We start from the raw sequence: 18,854 nt of genomic DNA on the forward strand, positions 1-18,854 counted from the left end.
GGTGGTCAGGGAACGGAGCGCAGCCGGCGGGCGGACTGGAATGAGCCGCCGAACAGCAGTCCTGCGTCGTCGAGTTGATAGCGGGCGCGCTGGGCCGCCTCGGTGCGGGTCGTGGTGTCGGTGTCGGTGTGCAGGGCGAGTTCGTCCTGGGCGGCGCGGCGCAGCAGCGGCAGGTCGATGGGCGGGCCGACGGTGGTGCGTTGCTGTATGGGGGGCTGGGCGCCGGGGATGTTCTGGGCGTAGCGGGTGAGGAGTTGGCGGGCGGCCAGCGGCAAGGTGTCGGTGTCAAGGCGTTCGGCGGCGTCGGCGATGTTCAGGGCGCTGGTGAGGAAGTGGACGCGTGCGCTGAGGGGGCCGACGATGCGCTGCTCCAGGGGCCAGGTGCTGACGGTGAGCAGGCCGCGGGCGGGTGAGAGCAGGTCCGAGGTGAGGGCTGGGCACAGGTAGTAGGGGCGGGCGCCGGGGGCGGAGCGGTAGGAGCGTTCCTCGTCGCGGCGCAGGCTGGTCAGCCGTGAGGGGGCCAAAGCGCCGGCGAAGAAGGCTTCATGGACGGTGCTGATCAGTTTGGGAGCGGCGGGCACCGCGAGGAGGGTCAGGACCTGGTGGACCTGTTCGCGGGCGGGTAGCGGGGTTACCGGCTCCGCCGGTGTGCTGTGCGCGGGGGTGCCGCGTGATGTTTCTTCGCGAGCGGCTGTCTCTTCGGTGTCCTCGGCCTGTTCGAACAGGGCGTCCCAGGCGCGCTGGGCGCGGCGTAGGTCGTCGCGGAGCTGTTTGACCTGGCCGTTGTCACGGGCCAGTTGGGCGCGCCGCATGGCCTGCTGCAGCTGTTGCATGCGTTGTTCGAGTGCGTCCAGATGCTCGTGCATGGCAGCACCCTACCGCATTCCAGCGTTTTCCAGTTTTCTCCTGTAATTGCTGTTGTAGAGTCGTCGGCACTTCGCCGACTGCCTCTGCCGCAGGGGCGTCGGGCAGTCCTATCTGCGCTGAGGAGAGCCGTTCATGAAAGCCCTGCACACATCCGACTGGCATCTGGGCCGAACCCTGCAACGACGCTCCCGTGACGAGGAGTTCGACGCCGTCCTGGCCGAGATCACCGCTATCGCCGAGGCGGCGCAGCCTGATCTCATCGTGCACAGCGGCGACCTGTTCGACTCCTACCGGCCCGCCCACAAGGACGTCCTGCGCGCCCTGCGCTGCCTGAACGCCTTCGCCCGCATCGCGCCCACCGTCGTCCTGGGCGGCAACCACGACTCCCCCGAGCTGTTCGACCTGCTCAACTACGTATGCGCTCTGCGGCCGGACACCGACCAGCACCGCCTGCGTTTCGTCCACAGCCGCGGCGACACAGATCCCGGCACCGTGCTCGACTTCGACAGCCGTGACGGATGTCAGCGCATCCGCCTGGCCGCCCTGCCGTACGTGCACCCCAACCGCTACCTGCACCTCTTCCCCGGATTCGGTACCACCGCGGGCGCCTACGCGACCGGCCTGCGCGAGCTGCAGGAGGGTCTCCTGGCCCGGCTGCACGACGGCTACGACCCCGAACGGGACGTGCTGCTGTTCACCACCCACCAGTACGTGACCAGCGCCATTCCCTCCCGGAGCGAGCGGATGTGGGAGGTGCGCGAGCCCTACGCCACCGACGCCGACGCCCTGCCGCAGGTCGCCTACTGCGCCCTGGGGCACGTCCACAAACCTCAGCCCGTCGGCACCGGGCGGCCGGCCCGCTATGCCGGAAGCCCTTTGCAGATGGACTTCGGCGAGAGCGAGGAGACCAAGAGCGTCACCGTCGTCGAGGCAGGACCGGGCCGACGCACTCTGGTCACCCCGCACACGCTGCACTCGGGACGGCGTCTGGCCCGGTTCCACGGCACCCTGGAGGAACTGGGCGCCGATGCGGCCCAGTACAGCGGCGCCTACCTCAAGGCGGTCATCCGCAGCGACGAACCCATCGCCCGGCTCGGAGACAGGGTCACCGAGCTGGTGCCGCATGCCATCGTCGTGGACGTCGAGGAAGACTGCGCGGCCACCCGGGCCAACGCCCTGACCGGCATCGACGCCGCCGATGACAGCCGGCTCGACATCACCGCGGCCTTCAGTGCCTACCTCGCGGAGGCCGGCACTCCCGGACAGAACGCCGACGAGGTGGTAGCCGCTTTCGCCGACCTGCTGAACGCACCTGATGCAACGCCACCCTCCTCCCCCGCCGAGCATCTGCTCGCCGAGGCCATCGCCACCCCCTGGACCAACGCCGCTCACGGCCGAACGGAGACGGCATCATGAAGATCGTCCGCCTGACCTTCTCGGGAGTCCGCAGCTACCCGGACACCTGCACGATCGACTTCACCGGCAAGACGCTCATCGGCATCCTCGGCGACACCGGCGCGGGCAAGACCAGCATCCTCGAGGCCATCACCGCCGCCCTGTACGGCAGATGCTCCTGGACCGACCGCGTGGCCCAGCTCCGCTCCGACCGCTGCGCGGCCATGATGGTGGAGTTGGAGTTCTCGGTGGAGGGCCAGCACTGGACGGTGTACCGCGTCTTTCACGAATCCCGTCCCACGCAAGCACGTCTGACAGGTCCGGACGGCAAGCGCACCGATGGAGTGCGCCCCGTGGACGATGCGATCAGGAATCTCATCGGGATCGACTACGTCACCTTCAAGTCCTCCGTCCTGGTGCCGCAGGGCCGCTTCGGAGACCTGCTCAACGCCGGCGACGCCGACCGCACCCGCATCCTGAAGTCTCTCTTCGGTGTCGACGAACTGCAGCGCGTTCGTCAGCTCGCCACTGAGTCGGCCGGCCGTCTCAAGGACCTCATCAGCCAGGCCCGGCGCGACGACGCCCGGCTTCACGACGATCCTCGCGCGGAAGCAGAGGCGGCACGGGAACGCCACGACGCGGCTCACGCCGGCGCCGCGGACCTCAGTGGCCGGCTGACCGAGCTGCGCCGACTGCAGACCTCGACGGCACAGGCCCAGCAGCACGCGCGCCGAAGCGCGGATGCCGCCAAGGTGCTCACCGAGCGCAGCATCACGACCTCCGACAGCATCACCGCCTCCGTCCGGCAGGCCCAGGGCGAGATCCAGCAGCTGCAGCGGGTCAACAACGATGCCGAAAGCACCGCCCAAGCCGATCTCGAGGCCGTCACCGCCGAGCGGGCAGCTGCAGCCACGGCAGGTCTGGCGCCCGACGCCCTGGCAGCGGCCTCCCAGGTCCTCAAGGACGCGCCCGGCCGCATCAGCACCCTCACCGACGGGGAAACAGCGCATGCCCAGCTTCTGACCGAGCTCGAGAGGGAAGAGGAAGACCTGGCCACACGTGCCGGCGAACTGGAGGAGGCCGGGCAGAGCGTCGAGGAGACGCGCGGGCAGCTGCAGGGCGCCGAGGAAGAAGCCGCCGATGCAGCCGATGCACTGCAGGCACTGACAGCCTCCGTCCGGCGCGCCGGTGAAGCAGCGAGCGCACTCGCCCAGCAGCGTGCCGCCCAGGCTCTCACGCACGGCAAACTGGCCGCCCTGCTACAGGCGCCTCCCTCCAGCGACCTGCACGCGGCCCGGGCCGCCACGCAGCACGCGCAGGACACGCTGGACGGCATCCGGCGCCAGGAAGCGGCACACACGGCGGGCGACGGCCTGGCCGCCGGCGACGGCTGCCCCGTGTGCATCAGGACCCTGCCCGACGACTACCAGCCGCCGCAGCCGCACAACGCCGAGGCCCTTGCTCTTGCCAAGGACACGGCGGACAAGGCCCTGGCCTCACTGGCCCGCGCCGAACGCGAGCACACCCTGCACGCGCACGAGGTCGGGCAGCTTCAGGCAGCCCAGGACGGACATCACCGCCAAGTGCAGGAAGCCACGCGCGTGCTGGAGGACCAGACGCCCCTCGTACGGCAGCGGGCCCGGGAATTCGCCGTTCGCAGCGCCCATGCCTGCCCCGACGTCTACGCGAAAGAGCTGGAAAGCGCCGCCGCGGCCGCCCTGGCCCACATGGCCGCATCTCCGCCACCGGCCGTTGCCGAGCAGGAGGCCCTCGGCGACGAACTCCTCCGCGACGCCCGCGACCGCCTCGCGCAACTGCAGGAGACAGTCGCCTCCGGCAGAAAAAAGCTGACTCAGGAGGAAACGGCGGCAGAGGTGGCGCGCGCTTCTCTGCAGACGGCCTCGCTCGCCGCGAAGAAGCGGCGCACGCAGGCATCCCGGACCACCGAGCGGCTTCAAGACGAGCAGCGCAGCCTGCTGGCGAGCCTGTCTGCACTGCCCGAGCTCGCACGAGGACGCCTGCCCCAGCAGCCTGCCCTCCCCCACCCCGACCACCTGGAAGCCGCTGCCCGGGCCGTTCGGCACGAGCAGAACCATCAGCACGAGCTCGCCCAGCGGCAGGAGCAACTGAGCGGTCTCGTGCATTCGCTGAAGATCGAGCGGGGCGAACTGGTCGAACGCCTGCAGCGGGAGGTGACCCGGCCTCTGCACGAGCTGGGGGCTCAGCTGCAGCGATGGGCGGACAGCGCTCTCGACGCGACCGCGCTGGTTGAGGAGGCCCGACGCCCCGTGCTGCCCTTGCCGCCCGGGACGGACGACCCCGCGGCCATGGAGGACTACGCCGCCGGCCTGGAGAGCGCCAGCGCCCTCCTGCTCGCCGCCCTGGACGAGCACGGCACCGCAGCACGCGCAGCCCTGGCAGAGCTGACCACGCAGCTGCACGCGCACGCCGAAGTGCTGGCCGCCGCCTACCCCGGCAGCACCGTACTGCAGATGAACCCCGAAACAGATCCGCTGGAGCCCACCCTCCTGGACAGCCTGAGCAGCTACGCCGGCACCCTGCGCAATGAGGCCGCGCGTGCCCTGCAGGAGGAGGAGCGGGCCCTGTCACAGATTCCGCACAAGGACCGGCTGAGGGCAGCCATCAGCGCCGGGGAGCGCCAGCTGGCCGCCTGGCAAGCGGTGAGCGCCCACCTGACGGACGGGAAATTCCTCGGCCATCTCACCGACCTGCGCACCCGCGCTCTGCTCGCCCACGGCAGCGAACTGCTGCGACAGCTCTCCGGCGGACGGCTGGGCTTCGCCGCCGACTTCGACATTGTCAACCTCTCCAGCCACGCCCGCCGCAGCTCGCGCACCCTCTCCGGCGGAGAGACCTTCCAGGCCTCACTCGCTCTGTCCCTCGCGCTGATGGAGATGCACGGCCGCAGCGGCACCCGTCTGGAGAGTCTCTTCCTCGACGAGGGCTTCGGCACCCTGGACGCCGCCCGTCTCGACGGTGCCCTGCAGGTCCTGCGCACCCATGTCGGAGCCGACAAACTGCTGGCCGTCATCAGCCACCTGCGCCCGGTCGCCGAGACCGTGAACGACGTGCTGTGGGTCGAAAAGGACCACCGCGGCTCGAGGGCCCACTGGCTGAGCGCCGCGGAACGCGACACTTTCATCCGCGAGAACCTCCACAACCTGGCGGATCTGACATGACACCAACCGTCCACCACGGCAGGTCCATCCCCCGCGGCAGAGGTGCTCGCCTCGTCTCTCGCCGCCGGAGGCGTCACGCAGGGCTGGCGCGCTCGTTACACACCGTGCACGATGCAGGTGCGTATACCGGAGGGAAGCCCTGCGACCAGGCCGGATCAAGGTTGTGCAGCCGCGATCAATTCGTTGCGATTTTCGCAACTCCTGATTACGGTGGTGTAGTGACTGAATCGTTGAATGCGCGAGTGCGCCGAGTACTCGAAAGCGCCGGCGAGAATCAGGGTGAGTTCGCGCGACGCCTCGGCATGTCCGCCGACAAACTGTCCAAATCACTCAACGGCACCCGCCGCTTCACGTCCCTGGAACTCGCGCTGATCGCCGAGCTGGGGCACACCACTGTCGACTGGCTGCTCAACGGAACCGTGCCGCACGAAGGACTGTCCTCCATGGCGGCGCGGACCAAGCCCTCCACCAGCGCGTCGTGCGAAGACGGCAGGGAGGAAGCCCTCCGCCACGCCGAGATGATCGACGCACTCGCAACCGCCGGCTACACCGTCTCCCGGCCCTCGCTGCCCAAGCCCCCGCAGAGCGGCAGTCTCCTGGAGCAGGGCACCCGCCTCGCCGAAGCAGCACAGGCAGTGATCGGCACAAGCCCGTGCGGCATGCCCGTGCGGGCACTCGCCGAACTGTGGGAGCAGAGATTCGGACTGGTCGCGGCCGCCACCACGCTGCCCGACGGGCTCGACGGTCTGGCGTGGGACAGCGGAACATTCCGGCTCATCCTCGTCGGCCGCACAGATGGGTGGACGCGTCAGCGCTTCACACTCGCCCACGAGCTCGGCCATATCCTCGCCGGCGACGCCGCCGACAAGCCCCTCGCCGAGCACATCGCTCCCAGCCTCGACCGGGGTCAAGCCGAGATCCGGGCCAACGCGTTCGCCGCCGAGCTGCTCATGCCGAGCAAGGAGCTCATGGCCCGTTCAGGCGACGCGGCCGTCACCGACCGCTCGGCGTTCCTGTCCCTGGCCTGGAACTTCCAGGTCTCCCCCAGCGCCATGGCGACCCGGCTGAGAACCCTGGGCATCATTACCGACGAACAGCGCCGCCAGTGGTCCGGCGCCACCACGCGCATCGCTGCAGATCACTGCGGCGATGCCGAAGGCCACATGCAGCACGCCCAGCAGGCCGGCGACGGCTGGTACTCGGCGAGTCTGGCGAAACTGGCCATCGCCGCTTACGCCAAGGGCGACATCAGCATCCGGCCCGTGGCCGCGGTGACAGGCCTGCGCCCCGAACGACTCCTGGATCTCTTCCACCCCCAAGCCGGCCCCGAGGAAGCCCCCGTCCCTCCGCCCGTCGCGACAAGCTCACCAGAACTGGCCTTCCATCCTTGACCCGATGGTGCTTTCCCGACAACACCGTGCTGTGCAATTTCGCCTCCATCGACCGCCTCGACCTGCTCAGAACCGTCCTGGACGGGCGCGGAAGACGGACCGAGGCCGTCGCGTACGAGGCCCGCTCCTCCGCCCTTGCTGCCCACCCGCGGCTCGCCGATGTGCTCCTGGAAGGCTGGCAGGACTTCAAGGAATCGATCTGGCTCAGCGACGACCGGGCCGCCTGCGACTTCGCCGAGCGTCAGGACATCACCACGTGGCGGACCAAGGACGTCATGGCGCACGGATGCAACAGGGGCGACATCTCACCGCTGCAGGCGTTCGCCCTTCTGCAGCAGATTCGAAGCCAGGGCCGGTCTCTCGACGTGCCGCCCAGCACCTCAGATGAGGCCAGACACGGACACGGTCGGAAGCAGTCAGCTTTCGGCGACTATCAGTCATCCCGGCAGGTCACACGTGCCATGTTCCTAGGCTGACCGGCAGGGCGCCTACCGCGCCCCGGTCACGGCGAAGGGGAGACGTCGCAATGGAGGAAGGTCTCGACGCTCACGCGCCGGATCCTGAGCCGGACGAACGTCAGCTGCTCTACCGTCACGTCACGGCCGAGCACTCGACCGAGTACCTGGCCATCATGCGGCTGTTCACCGAGACACTGCTGGCCGACCTGTCCGCCGAGGACGTCAGAACCCGGCTGGCCGAACGCGGTATCCGCCTGTCCCTGGAACAAGCGGAGGACCGCTGCATCAAGCTGGTCGGCTGGAAGAACCTGATGCCGTCCATGCGTGACCCCCGCGTGCCCACCGTGGCGGCGTTCCAGCACGCCAGACGGCGGTTCCAGACCACCAGGCTGGGCAGCGCGGTCCAGCGCCAGATCGACGAAATCCTGCAGACGAGCGACGGCGCGCGGGAGGTCGCCCGCGAACTGCTGGGCAGCATGGTGACGCTGCTGGACCGCATCCTCCGCCAGGCGCGCACGCCGCACACCGCTGATGCCGAGGCCCTGGCCGCTGACGTCACCACTCTCTTCAACAACCAGAAAATCTTCGTCGAGAGCGTTCGCGACTTCTACACCTACCTGTCGTCCGTCCTCTCCCGCTACGACCTCGTCGACGACGAGTACGCGTCGTTCAAGGGACTCCTTCTGGAGTACGTCGATCTGATCGACACAGACGTCAGCCGGCACGCTCCCGCCGTCCTGGACCGGCTCGAGCAGCTCGAACCGATCGTCGGCAGCATCCTTGCCGTCCTGGACAACCTGCCCGGCCTCACCTCCGCAGACCCTGCCCAGGTTCAGCGCCTGCCAGGCCGCCAGCGCACGGACTGGACCGAACTGCTCGCCTGGTACAGCGGGTCGGAGGGCCCCTCCGGACCCTCGCATCTGCGCTCTGCCGCAGAAGCGGCTCTCAACCAGCTGATCACCAACGCCCGGCGCCTGCTGGCGTCGGCCGGAACCACCGGCACGCGCCGGGCGGATCTTCTGCACCTGGCCGCTCTGTTCACCCAGGCAAGCGCTGAGGAAGCACACCGGGGATTCGCGGCCGCCTACGGCACCTACCCGGCACGGCATATGGGGCTGGGCCCGGACGAGGCGGACCCTCGGGCAACACCGGCCCACTCCTGGTGGGACACCGATCCTGTCGATGTCCCCGTCTCTCTCAGAGAACGGGGCGACCGTGCGGCCCGGGGACGCACGGCACGCATCCCTGATCCAGGACTGGACCGCGAACGCCTGACCGCCCAGTTCGAGGCCGAGCAGGCCGAGCGGCAGGCTGCGGCGGCCGAGCTGGCCGCCGCGGGGCAACTGAACGGCAGGACTCTGACGCCCGCAGCCCGCGACCTCCTGCTCGACCTCGTCTCCCAGGCGCTGGTCCAGCATCCCTCTCTGTCAGAACCCGTCAGCATCACCGGGGCAGACCTCGACGTCACCGTGCACGCCGCTCCCTCGGCCGCCGAGGCAACCCGCGTCCTGGCCCACGACGGCGACACCACCTTCACCGGGCTCGTCCTGCATGCTTCGGCAGCCAAGCCCGCCGGCCCGCCTCTTCCCGCCGAGAAACCGGCCGCCGACGGCACGCTGTCCGGCGTGCCCCGGCGCCATGACGCCGCTGCCTCCCCGGACGGGAGCAGCCAGTGAGCGCTCCCTTGGCATCCCGAGGTACCACCGCACAGCATGAGGCCGCAGAACGACAACTCGCAGCCCGGACCCTGCTCGCGCAGCCAATCCTGACAGCGCACCGGCAGCCCGCCGAGCTGGCACTCGTACGGCGTCACTCCACCGCTCTGCGGTCCATGTTCGCGCAGATCCTGGGCTACCCCCTCATCGTCGAGCATTCCTTCGCCCGGCTCGTCAAAGCACCGCCGAGCAGTGACAGTCCGCAGCGCCACGTCCGGCGGGGCGACAGCCCGGTCTTCACGCCACAGACGTACGCCCTGTTCACCCTCGCCTGCGCCGCTCTGCTTGCGCCTGGTACGGAAGAGCAGCTCTTGATCTCCTCGCTGATCGAGCAGATCCGCGCCGATGCGGCCACCGCCCGTGTCGACCTGCAGGACACACCTGCTGAGAACCGGCGCCTGGTACAGGCCATCGGCCTCCTCATCGACTGGGGCGTGCTGACCGAGACAGACGGCTCGCTCGTGGCCTGGAGCGAAAGGAAGGAGGAAGCTCTGCTGACCATTCACCGCCCTCTGCTCGCTCACGTCCTCCCCCGTCCCCTGCGCGGCGTGAACTCTCTGCGGGATGTGATCGCCCAGGCACCCAGCGAGCTCGCCGAGCCGCGCCGCAGCCTGCGCCGCAAGCTGGTGGAGAACCCGCTGGTCCGACGTGAGGACCTGCCCGCCGACGAGCGGGATGTCCTGTCGCGTGAGCGCTCAGAACTGACACGCCTGCTCGAAGAGCATTTCGGCCTGACACTCGAGGTCCGGGCTGAGGGCGCTGTGGCCTACGACGTCGAGGGAACCCTGAGCGACGTGGAGTTTCCCGGCACGGGAACGGTGCGTCAGGCAGCCCTGCTCCTCGCCGATGCTCTGACCGACCTGGGACGCCCCGCCTCCGGCAACAAGGCGACCGGCAACACCCCTGCCGTCCATGGCCTGCTCACGCCATGGCATGTGGTGGACGAAGAGCTCGCCCACCTTGTCAGCAGGTACGCCAAGGCATGGTCGGCCGCCTACGTCGCTGACCCGGCACGGCTCAGAGGTGACGTCGTCGCTCTCCTGGAGTCGGTCTCCTTGGGCCAGGCGCGGCCCGACGGGCTGGTGCTTCACCCGGCCGTGGCGCGTTACCGGCCTGAACCCCGTATGTCCCTGCGCAGCAAGTCGGCTGTCCGCCCTCCGTCTCCGCAGCAGACCTCTGCGTTCGCTGATACCGCACTGCACACAGACATCCTGTTCGACGCGGCTACTTCCGGGGAGAGTCCATGACCACCGTTCCACTCCCCCGGCAGCGTACGCCCGAACCGGAGCACGACCGCTGGCGGATGAACCGCGCCGGGATCGTCAACGTCTGGTTCTACTACGACCAGCGTTTCGACCTCTCAGGGGGCCGGCTCGTCCTGCGCGGCTCGAACGGGTCGGGCAAGTCCAGGGCACTTGAGATGCTGCTGCCCTTCGTGCTGGACGCCGACAGACGGCGCATGGACGCCACCGGCTCAGGAAAAGTCCGCCTGGAAGACCTCATGCGCGCAGGCGGTGAGGGACAGCCCAACCGCCTGGGATACGTATGGCTGGAGCTCACCAGGACCACCGCGGCAGAGATCGCCGTCGAGTACCTCACCGTGGGTGCGCTGGTGCGCTACTCCCACAGCACAAAGGAGGCCAAAGCGTGGTACTTCCTCACGCCGTTGCGAGTCGACGACGACCTCACCCTGATGGACCCTGGCCGCATTCCGCTTTCCCGGGAAGGCCTTATCGAGGCTATCGGGGCCGACCGCCTCACCGCCTCACCCGAAACCCATCGCGACCGCGTCCGAGCCGCTGTGTTCGGCCTGCACGGCGACCAAGGCCGGGAACGATTCGACGGGCTTTTGCAGCTTCTGCACACACTGCGCTCTCCCGACGTAGGCAACCGCATCGACGAAGGGCGCCTGCCTCAGATCCTCTCCGACGCGCTTCCGCCCCTGTCCGAGTCCGCCATCGCACGCGCGGGTGAGGAACTCGACGGCTTGGAGGAGATGCGCGCCGCACTCGGCCGGCTCGAGACTTCCTACAACCATGTCGCCGACTTCCTGAAGGTCTACGCCCGTTACACGACCGGCGTGTTGTGCGAGGCAGCCGACGACGCCCTCACAGCTGCGTCGACCTCGCAACAGGCGGACCACACGGCCGCAGAGCGCGCAGCAGAGCACGAACGGCTGACCGGCGAGCACGCGGCGAAGCAGGCGCAGGAAGAGGAGCTCCAGGGCCTGTGTGAGGAGCTGCGAGCCACCACCACCGGGATCCGTGAATCCACGCAGTACAAGGCAGCACGCGAGCTCGGCGAGCGCGACAAGACCGTCCAGGCCCTCGCCTCAGCCGCCAACAGCGCCCTTGAAGCCGCCGCATTCGTGCGCCGTGAAGAAGACCGAGCCGCACGCACAAGCAATCAGGTGGCCGGGGACCTGCAGAGCCACGCCCAGGAAACCCAAGAACTCGCGCATCGTGCCACCGCCCTGCTCAAACAAGCCGGCCTGGACACGCCGGTCCCCTCGCGGCTTGCCGTCCGGCTCGGCAAGCCGCCGGCAGTGACCGAGCCGGTGCGCACCGCGCCGGAGTCCGACCCCGAGCCGCACACCCGTCCCATGGTGCTGTGCGTCGAACCCCCCGCTGTCGAGGCGCAGGCCGCTCTGGAAGAGACGGGCCGGGCCGCGGGTGCTGCCAGGGCGGCTGCCTCGACGCGCGCCCAACAGGCTGAGGTCCGCGGCCGTGACGCCCGCCGCCTGCGCTCTGAGCACGAGCAGGTCATGCGTCAGCGCGACCGGGCGGAGGACTGCGCCGCATCCGCTGCCCAGTCAGAGGAACGGGCGCTGACAGCTGCAGGCGAACGGGATGACGAAGCGGTTGCTCTGGCTCTCGCCTGGCGTGAATGGGCCGGCGCCCCTGAAACGGCGCACCTGCTGGGCGACGTCGGCTGGGCCGCAACACCGGTCGGCGAAGCACTGAAGACACTCGAGGCATGGGCGGGCGGGCCCGACGACGGCCGAGGGGCCGAGGAGCAGCTGGCCCGTCTCGACGCCACTGCTTCGCAGGCCGCCTTCCCCGCTCGTACACGGCACGCCCGGCAGTTGTCGGCCCTGCAGACCGAGGCAGAGGCAGACGCGGACCTGCGTAGGGGCCTGCTCGGGGAAGCAAAGGCACTTCAGCAGGAACACGACCCCGCTCCCCCGGGGCCGCCCTGGCTGAACCAGGTCGTGGACGGTGCCGTGCCGCTGTGGCGTGTCCTGGAGTTCGTGCCCGGAACCGATGCGCAGACCCAGGCCGGTGTGGAAGCTGCCTTGCTGGCGTCGGGCCTGCTGCACGCGTCGTTCACTGCGGATGGCGACGTGGTGGCCCTGGACGGTCAGCTGCTCATCAGGGCCCAAGGGCCCACGGTCTTGGAGTCTTTGCGGCGTGTGGTGACGGTGGCAGATGACTGCGGAGTACCGCGTCAGCAGATCGAGGCTGTCCTGCATCGGATCGCCCTATCTCCGGGGCACTCGACCTGGGTGTCGCCCGACGGATCGTGGGGAAACGGGCCTCTGACGGGTCGCCATCAGCTTCCCTGTGCCCGTTTCATCGGAGCTGCGGCGCGGGCTGCCGCGAGGGCGGCACGCCTGGCTGAAATCGGGCAACACCTTGCCCAGCTCGAGCAAGCAGCTCAGCTGCGTAGCGAGAAACGGGAACGGCTGGACTCTTCTCTGAGGCGCCTGGAGGAGTATCTTCTGCTCGCGCCGCAATCCGCCCGGCTGGCGACGCTGCGGCTGCGAGCCTCGTCCGCCAGGCAGGATGCATCCGCCCTGCTGCGCGAGGCGGAGCAGATGCGGGTCAAGGCCGAGGAGGCTGAGCGGGAATGGTCGGCCCGTCAGCACAGCCATCGCGAGGTCTGTGCTGCGCTGGGACTGCCGGATGCCCCGGTGGGGCTGGAGGCCGTGCAGTCCGCTGCGGGCTTTGCCGAGCACGCCTGCACGGAGCTGGAGCGCTCGAGTGAAGCACTGGGCCGGCTCTTCGAGCGCCACCGCCATCTGGTGGGCGAGGGGGCCGAGATGGCTGCGAGCCGCAAGGAAGCAGAGGAGCGGGCCGAGTCAGCCTGTCGGGCCTGGTCCAGGGAGGCGGCAGCGGTGGCGGCGCTACGAGACTCGCTGGGAGCTGACCCTCAAGAGATCCATGACCGTCTCTCGGAAGCTGAGCGAGCTCTTGTGAAGGCGGAGCAGGACCTGCGCCGGATTCAGCAGGCCGTCCATGGGCTCAACGGCAGCAAGGCTGCCGCTGAAGCCCGCACCCGGCAAGCCGACGAGGACTCCCTCCGGGCTCGGCAAGAGCTCCTCCGGTGCACACAGATCCTGCATGGGCGTGTGTCACAGCCGGCCACGGCCGTCGCTCTCACATCCGATCCAAAGGCGCACGGCGCATTGCTGTCGGTCACGGCATCGCCCGGCGACATTTCCTCCGCCGTACAGGCGGTGAAGGCTTGCTTGCGTGCCCCCCAGAGCACCGCAGACGCCACTGCCCTGATCAGGGCCCAGTCCGTGCTGGAACGCAACACCGCCGGCGCCTTCGACGTCATCGTCACGGTCGACGAGGGGTTTCATGTCGTAGAGGTGGCCGACGCCACGGGCCGCCAACACGTCGCCCAGGCAGCCGTCTCGCTCAAAGAGCGCCGTGACCGAGGCCGCAATGCACTCACGCAGCGGGAGCGCACCGCCTTCCACAACTTCGTTCTCGGCGGCATGGCCCAGGAGCTGAGAAGTCGCATCGGGGAGGCCCGCAAGCTGGTTTCAGGCATGGACACTTCCTTGGGCACCATCTCCACCAGCCATGGCATCGGGGTGAACATCCGCTGGCGTCTGGCCGACGGCGCGAATGAGAGAGTCCAGCGTGTACTCGATCTCCTCAAGCGCGACGTCGTCATGCTCAAAGACCGAGAGTCCGAGGAACTCATCGACCTGCTCAAGAACCTGGTGGACGACGCAAATGCCGCGTCGCCCGAAGCCGGGTACGCCGCCCATCTGCGCACGGCCTTGGACTATCGCGTCTGGCACGCCATGGACATCATCATCACCGGCCCCAATCCAGGCCAGGAGCGTAAGATCAGCCGCCGCGCCAAGCTCTCCCAGGGCGAGACCCGGTTCGTGTCTTATGTGACCCTGTTCGCTGCCGCTGATGCCTTCCTGAGCAGTCTGCCCGATGCTGGGCGGGCTCTTCGGCTCATTCTCCTCGACGACGCCTTCGCGAAAGTCGACCACGCCACCGTCGGCGAGTTGATGGCCCTCCTGGTCCGCCTGGACCTGGACTTCGTCATGACCGGCCACGCGCTGTGGGGGTTCTACCCTGAAGTACCGGCAATCGACGCCTACGAGGTACGACGTGCAGAAGGCACGGCTGCGATCACTACGCACGTGCACTGGGACGGCCGCACCCGGCACTTGCGGGCTGCGTGATGCCCTCTCCGCAGTTCCTGCTGCCGGATGCCACCCGCGCCTATCTGAGTCATCCGAGCCTGGAGATGCTGTGGGCAGCCGCACGGAAGCGGCTCGAAGGCAACCGGCTCTCTCCCACAGGTACCGTCCAGGTGTTACTCGACTCGGAAGGCGCAGAGAGGCTGCAAGGCATCCTGGGGCGACCTGTGGAACCGGGGATGCGCCGGGTGAGCCTGGCGGCCCTTGAGACCGCCTTGCGGTCGTCATCGGCCGCATGCGGACTTGTCAGCGCTGTTGCTGACCTCACTGGTCATCCACTTCGCGACCGTGCGGCGGCCAGTGCGGCGCACAGCGCGCAGTGGACCGCGATGTGGCAGAAGGCCGATGAGCAGCTCAGCAAGGAGGGGCTGGCGGACGAGCCGTGGATTGCTCTTTGGCTGCAGGGCATTCGCAACGCGGGAGTTCTGACGCGGGTCGGCGCTGAGGCCGCTGCACGCGCCATGGCGGGTTGCGTCAGGGCATTGTCTGTCTTACGGCCGAACCTCGATCCGGCCTCGGGAGACTTCTTCAGTGGAAGATCCTGGGAGCTGGCTGAACTCGCCGCACTCGCCACCGGTGACGCCCACGGTCTCGATGAGGGCCGGCTCACCGGTGCGCTGGTCCTGCGCGCGGTCGCGTCGGCGATTTCCGAGCCGCACGCCCGGTCAAGCGCGAGCCGACGGTTGTTGTGGGAACGGGCGGGCGTCAGCGTCGACAGTGTCTCCGGCACGGTCCTGGTCTGGAAGCTGGAGCCGCCAGGCACCCATCCGTGGTCTGTGATGATGCGGTCCCGCAGTGCGCTGTCCTTGGTCACGCATCTCGCCTTGCAGGAGTTGCGGTCCGTGCCCGATCTGCCGCTGACGGCCGCCGGGGCGAGGGTCTACGCGTGCGAGAACCCGCAGGTTCTTCAGGCCGCGGCGCGCTACAACGTGCCGTACCCGCTGGTGTGTGTCAGCGGGAATCCCTCGGTTGCCGGAATCGCCCTTCTTCAGCGGCTTAGCGCTGGCGGAGCCGACATCGCCTATCACGGCGACTTCGACTGGGCAGGCGTGTCCATCACGAACCGGTTGATCGAGGCTGGTGCGCGCCCATGGCGGATGAGCAGCGACGACTACCTGCAAGCCTGCGGCGCGTTGTCGCCGGAGAACGTGACAGCCCTGACGGGGGCCCCCACCAGGGCCGTTTGGGATGCCGACCTCCAGCAAGTCATGCAGAGGCAAGGCATCGCGATCCACGAAGAATCCCAACTCCCGCTGCTGCTGGCCGATCTCCGGCGGGAGTAGGCGTGCGCCACATCCACATAGGACCGTGTCCTATGTGGTGAGGCGGAGGAGTCGTTTGTAGCAGCAGATGGCGGTGGCGAGGCCGAGGAAGGCCAGGTAGTTGCGGGGGTGGCGTTCGTATCGGTGGTTGAGTCGGTGGTAGCCGGTCAGCCAGGACATGGTCCGTTCGATGACCCAACGGCGTCGCCCGAGCCGCTCGGATGATTCGATTCCCTTGCGGGCGATGCGGACGCCGATGCGTTTGCCGCGGAGCCATTTCCGCAGTTCAGGTATGTCGTATGCCTTGTCGGCGTGGAGGCGCTGGTTTGAAGTACCGGCCGCGGTGGGGGTCGTGTTTCGTTTGGAGACCCGCGACCATGGACCTGATGCCTTGGCTGTCGTGGGTATTGGCGGCTGAGACGCCGACGATGAGGGGCAGGCCGTTCGCGTCCGACAGGACGTGCATCTTGGAACCCGTCTTGCCCCGGTCCACGGGACTCGGCCCTGTGAGTTCGCCCCTTTTTTTCGCCCTCACGTGGGCGGAGTCGAGGACCGCGCGGGAGAGATCGAGCAGGCCGGAGTCGTCGAGGCGGTGCAGGATCTCCTCGTGCAGCCGACCCCAGACTCCGGCCCGGGACCAGATCAGGAACCTGCGGTGAGCCGTCGACTTCGATATGCCGAAGCATGGCGGCAGAGCACGCCCGGCACAACCACTGACCAGCACGTAAATGATCGCGGCGAACAGCGTCTCATCAGGCGCGTCCTGCGTTCCCCCGCCCTGCGGACGCGTCCTCGATGGTGGGACCAACGGCTCGGCGATCTCCCACAGCCCGTCCGGAACAATCCAACTCCACGTACCCCGCCCCATGACCTGCCCAACGACCACCTCACCACATAGGACACGGTCTAAAAGGCCACCACGACCCCCTCGTACGCGGGCCAGCCGTTGTGAAGGACCGTGCCGGCCGTCCTTCACGCGCAGTGTCGCAGGGGGCGCGCCGAGGATTCTCATCGCCGGCGGCCAGCCGGACATCTACTCGCGACGGCCGCGGTGCCGGCGACCGCCGCCCAGGAGAGCGCCACGGTCTCCTGCGAGCGTGATGCTCCAGTCCTGTTCAGTTTCATCGGCATCACCGTCATCATTCTTGTCGGGCAGCCCGGTGAGCTGTCCCGACGGTGCCGAGATGCTCCGCGAGGCGGACGGCGGGTGGGCCGCTCATCGCGAGAACGACCGCTGAAGGCACGTGATCAGCCCCCTCCTGGAGTGCCAGGGGTGCGCCAGGGTTCACCATCGAAGACGATCCGGTCAAGCTCACTCGCGCGGCCGGGTTCCTGGTCCTGCCCGGGCCCGCCCCTGCGTCTGCCGAATGACGAGATCGCGGTGCGGAACTCCCGGTTCCCCGACGGCCCGCACCGGTGTTCACCCGTTCGGAAATCAGTGCGATGCTCGTCGGGGTGAAGCGTGACGAGTTCGCCCCCCTGATCGTCTGAATTTGGCCGCTACAGGCTTACGACCGCCCTGGCAGGGTCTCAGTCTGAGATCCTCACGGTAACGACGACGGGGGGCCAGGGAGTTGCGGGTGTCAGGCGGTCAAGTCCTGTGGGCTGTCGAAGGCGGAGAGGACTCAGGTAGTCACCTGGCCGGCGCGGGAAGGGTGCTGGGAGCTCACCTGCGCCGGCTGCGCAAGGAGCGGGGACTGCGCCTGGTGGATGTGGTGGAGGCAGGCCTGGCCGGCTCCGCTCCGATGCTCAGCCGTCTGGAGAACGGCGAGTCGCCTCTGAAGCCGGATCGACTGCTTTCCCTCGCGCGGTTCTACGGCGTCACTGACGCCGCGGAGTTGGAATCTTTGGAGCGTCTGGCCAGCCGCTCGCAGGACACTCAGTGGTGGGAGGAGTTCCGGGACGCGATCCCGGACTGGCTGAAGCGGCTGATCAGTGCGGAGGCGTCTGCGCAGGAGATTCGCACCTATGAGGTGCAGTACGTCCCGGGCCTCTTGCAGAGGCCGGAGTACGCCGGGGCGCTGATGAAGCACGCTCTGCCGGGCACCTCTGCTGAGGATGCCGAGCGGCAGCTGGTCAAGCGTGATCGTGCGGTGCGCATGCGGCAGACCAGACGAGAGGTGCTCTCCGACGCGGGCGCGCCGGACTATTACGCGCTGGTGGACGAGGCTGTTCTGGCCCGGCCTGCGATGAAGCGACGGCTCCCGCACCGTCCATTACTTATCTGTCGTTTCCGGCGCACCGGGAGGTGGACATGGTCTACCTGGAGGTCCGTAATGGCGGCAGCTACCTCACGAACCCAGAGGACGTGGACAGGTATCGCCTGGTCCTGACGTCTTTGTGGCACAGGGCTGCGGACCGCGACCAGACGCTGGAGCTGTTGGAGAGCTACATCCGCAAGCTCTCCGACTGAGGGCGGGTCTGGTTCATCTTTTGCGGGCGAGGCTGCCGTAGACAGTCCATGTGCGGTCGGCAGGCCGCAGACTGAGGTTGGTCGCCGGTCTTCAGCGTGCAACGTCACCGATCGGACCGCCGATGGGCTCAAGGCCGTCGAAGAACCGTGCTACTTCGGCGAAGGAACGGATCTTTGCCCACTGCTGTCCGGTGAGCTCTCGCATGAGGTCAGGTGCTTCCTCGTTTAATACGCGGTCCTCGTCGGCCAGGTGGCTCAGAACCAGGATGCTGCCCGAGGGGAGCTGGTTGATCAGTTCTGCCACGTGCCGCCAGGGGTTGCGCGTGTCGGGGATGCAGTGCAGAACGGAAGTGGACAGCACCGCCACAGGTGCGCTGCTGCTGTCCAGCATCCCGGCCTGCTCGCTGCGGGCCAGGATCGTGGTGAAGTCCAGTAGATCGGCGTTGAGGATCAGTGTGCGGTCCTCGTCGAGCATCATGCGCGCGTGGGCCAGGACGACGGGGTCGTTGTCAATGTAGACGAGGCAGGCGTCCGTGCTCCCACGGCGGGCGATCTGGTGGACGTTGTCCCGGGTGGGCAAGCCGCATCCCGCCTGTTGACGCCTGAGCGTGTCCGTGCGGCGCGAAGTGAACCTTCCTGCACAGCTCCTGGCGTATTCCTGTTCGCATTTGCTCAAAAGGTTGTTCAGCCACGTCCAG

11 protein-coding genes and 1 pseudogene are annotated in these 18,854 nt (G+C 68.3%); 9 read left to right on the forward strand and 3 right to left on the reverse strand.

Annotated elements, in window-relative coordinates; all coding sequences use genetic code 11:
- Nucleotides 1-5 precede the first annotated feature (5 nt).
- Entirely contained in the window at nucleotides 6-866 is an 861-nt protein-coding gene (locus OG710_RS00090; protein ID WP_330237486.1) for a hypothetical protein, read from the reverse strand.
- 133 nt (nucleotides 867-999) lie between these two features.
- On the opposite strand from OG710_RS00090, the gene OG710_RS00095 reads away from it, so the two are divergent.
- From OG710_RS00095 to OG710_RS00130, 8 genes are all read left to right on the forward strand, one after another.
- Complete coding sequence (locus tag OG710_RS00095) at nucleotides 1,000-2,283, forward strand: metallophosphoesterase family protein (protein ID WP_330237487.1); 1,284 nt, start codon at nucleotides 1,000-1,002, stop codon at nucleotides 2,281-2,283.
- Entirely contained in the window at nucleotides 2,280-5,462 is a 3,183-nt protein-coding gene (locus OG710_RS00100) for an SMC family ATPase (RefSeq protein ID WP_330237488.1), read from the forward strand. The genes OG710_RS00095 and OG710_RS00100 overlap by 4 nt, the downstream gene beginning before the upstream one ends.
- Nucleotides 5,463-5,680: 218 nt before the next feature.
- Nucleotides 5,681-6,853 carry a helix-turn-helix domain-containing protein gene (locus tag OG710_RS00105; protein WP_330237489.1) on the forward strand — a complete coding sequence of 391 codons (1,173 nt, stop codon included), beginning with the start codon at nucleotides 5,681-5,683 and terminating at the stop codon, nucleotides 6,851-6,853.
- The gene (locus OG710_RS00110; protein ID WP_330237490.1) at nucleotides 6,850-7,329 is read left to right on the forward strand and encodes a hypothetical protein; all 480 of its coding nucleotides are present in this window, start codon (nucleotides 6,850-6,852) and stop codon (nucleotides 7,327-7,329) included. The genes OG710_RS00105 and OG710_RS00110 overlap by 4 nt, the downstream gene beginning before the upstream one ends.
- A gap of 50 nt (nucleotides 7,330-7,379) precedes the next feature.
- Nucleotides 7,380-8,987 carry a TIGR02677 family protein gene (locus OG710_RS00115; protein WP_330237491.1) on the forward strand — a complete coding sequence of 536 codons (1,608 nt, stop codon included), beginning with the start codon at nucleotides 7,380-7,382 and terminating at the stop codon, nucleotides 8,985-8,987.
- On the forward strand, nucleotides 8,984-10,273 hold the full coding sequence (locus OG710_RS00120) for a TIGR02678 family protein (protein WP_330237492.1): 1,290 nt from the start codon (nucleotides 8,984-8,986) through the stop codon (nucleotides 10,271-10,273). Before OG710_RS00115 ends, OG710_RS00120 begins: the two co-directional genes overlap by 4 nt.
- Complete coding sequence (locus tag OG710_RS00125; protein ID WP_330237493.1) at nucleotides 10,270-14,463, forward strand: TIGR02680 family protein; 4,194 nt, start codon at nucleotides 10,270-10,272, stop codon at nucleotides 14,461-14,463. The genes OG710_RS00120 and OG710_RS00125 overlap by 4 nt, the downstream gene beginning before the upstream one ends.
- Entirely contained in the window at nucleotides 14,463-15,764 is a 1,302-nt protein-coding gene (locus OG710_RS00130; protein ID WP_330237494.1) for a TIGR02679 family protein, read from the forward strand. The genes OG710_RS00125 and OG710_RS00130 overlap by 1 nt, the downstream gene beginning before the upstream one ends.
- A gap of 30 nt (nucleotides 15,765-15,794) precedes the next feature.
- On the opposite strand, the gene OG710_RS00135 is transcribed toward OG710_RS00130, so the two are convergent.
- A protein-coding gene (locus OG710_RS00135) for an IS5 family transposase (RefSeq protein ID WP_330242112.1) occupies nucleotides 15,795-16,611 on the reverse strand; the annotation gives its coding sequence in 2 pieces (ribosomal slippage) (nucleotides 15,795-16,065 and nucleotides 16,064-16,611; 819 coding nt in all).
- An 847-nt stretch (nucleotides 16,612-17,458) separates the two neighbouring features.
- On the opposite strand from OG710_RS00135, the pseudogene OG710_RS00140 reads away from it, so the two are divergent.
- A pseudogene (locus tag OG710_RS00140) lies at nucleotides 17,459-18,156 on the forward strand (helix-turn-helix domain-containing protein).
- Between the two features lie 91 nt (nucleotides 18,157-18,247).
- On the opposite strand, the gene OG710_RS00145 reads toward OG710_RS00140, so the two are convergent.
- On the reverse strand, nucleotides 18,248-18,736 hold the full coding sequence (locus OG710_RS00145; protein ID WP_330237495.1) for an SAM-dependent methyltransferase: 489 nt from the start codon (nucleotides 18,734-18,736) through the stop codon (nucleotides 18,248-18,250).
- Nucleotides 18,737-18,854 lie beyond the last annotated feature (118 nt).

The organism is Streptomyces sp. NBC_00525 (assembly GCF_036346595.1).
Lineage (GTDB): Bacteria > Actinomycetota > Actinomycetes > Streptomycetales > Streptomycetaceae > Streptomyces.